The sequence below is a fragment of the Planosporangium mesophilum genome (genome assembly GCF_016863255.1).
Lineage (GTDB): Bacteria > Actinomycetota > Actinomycetes > Mycobacteriales > Micromonosporaceae > Planosporangium > Planosporangium mesophilum.
In genome coordinates this window covers 1-1611 of the sequence record NZ_BOON01000097.1, presented here as the reverse complement: position 1 = coordinate 1611, position 1611 = coordinate 1, and the positions used below count along the sequence as shown (strand labels likewise).

Here is a 1611-nt window from a genome sequence, read left to right as displayed (position 1 = left end):
TGGTGGGTTGCGTGTTTGTTGAGAATTGCACAGTGGATGCGAGCATCTTCTTAATATTTTGATCGTCTTGGTCAAGTTGCTGAGGGCGCATGGTGGATGCCTTGGCACCAGGAGCCGATGAAGGACGTGGGAGGCCGCGATAGGCCTGGGGGAGCTGTCAACCGAGCTGTGATCCCAGGGTGTCCGAATGGGGGAACCCGGCACCAGTCATGTGGTGTCACCCGCACCTGAATACATAGGGTGTGTGGAGGGAACGCCGGGAAGTGAAACATCTCAGTACCGGCAGGAAGAGAAAACAAGAGTGATTCCGTGAGTAGTGGCGAGCGAAAGCGGATTGAGGCTAAACCGGTCGTGTGTGATACCTGTCAGGGGTTGCACGGTCGGGGTAGTGGGACGTGTGCGTGCCGTACTGACATGCGGTGGGGGAGTTATCAAGTCAGTTGCTAGTCGAAGTCGTTGGAATGCGACACCGTAGACGGTGATAGTCCGGTAGGCGAAAGTGGCTGGCCTCCCTGTGGATGTTCCCGAGTAGCGGCGGACCCCTGAAATCTGCCGTGAATCTGCCAGGACCACCTGGTAAGCCTGAATACTCCCTGGTGACCGATAGCGGACGAGTACCGTGAGGGAATGGTGAAAAGTACCCCGGGAGGGGAGTGAAATAGTACCTGAAACCATGTGCCTACAATCCGTCGGAGCCGTGTCCTTTCGGGGATAGGTGACGGCGTGCCTTTTGAAGAATGAGCCTGCGAGTTAGTGGTGCGTGGCGAGGTTAACCCGTGTGGGGTAGCCGTAGCGAAAGCGAGTCCGAATAGGGCGTTTCTAGTCGCGTGCTCTAGACCCGAAGCGGAGTGATCTAGCCATGGGCAGGCTGAAGCGCGGGTAAGACCGCGTGGAGGGCCGAACCCACCAACGTTGAAAAGTTGGGGGATGACCTGTGGTTAGGGGTGAAAGGCCAATCAAACTCCGTGATAGCTGGTTCTCCCCGAAATGCATTTAGGTGCAGCGTCGCGTGTTTCTTGCCGGAGGTAGAGCACTGGATGGCCTAGGGGCCCTACCAGGTTACTGAAGTCAACCAAACTCCGAATGCCGGTAAGTGAGAGCGTGGCAGTGAGACTGCGGGGGATAAGCTTCGTAGTCGAGAGGGAAACAGCCCAGATCACCAGCTAAGGCCCCTAAGCGTGTGCTAAGTGGGAAAGGATGTGGGGTCGCATAGACAACCAGGAGGTTGGCTTAGAAGCAGCCACCCTTGAAAGAGTGCGTAATAGCTCACTGGTCAAGTGGTTCCGCGCCGACAATGTAGCGGGGCTCAAGCACACCGCCGAAGCTGTGGCATTCAGATTCTGTCTGGATGGGTAGGGGAGCGTCGTGCAGCGGGTGAAGCAGCGGAGTGATCCAGTTGTGGACGCTGTACGAGTGAGAATGCAGGCATGAGTAGCGCAAGCAGGGTGAGAAACCCTGCCGCCGGATGACCAAGGGTTCCAGGGCCAGGCTAATCCGCCCTGGGTGAGTCGGGACCTAAGGCGAGGCCGAGAGGCGTAGTCGATGGACAACGGGTTGATATTCCCGTACCCGCGAAGGACCGCCCATGCTGAACCTCGTTGTGCTAACCAC

1 rRNA gene is annotated in these 1611 nt (G+C 57.5%); it reads left to right on the top strand.

Features of this window, described 5'->3' with window-relative positions:
* Nucleotides 1-69 precede the first annotated feature (69 nt).
* A 23S ribosomal RNA gene (locus Pme01_RS30685) occupies nt 70-1611 on the top strand; the annotation flags it as partial.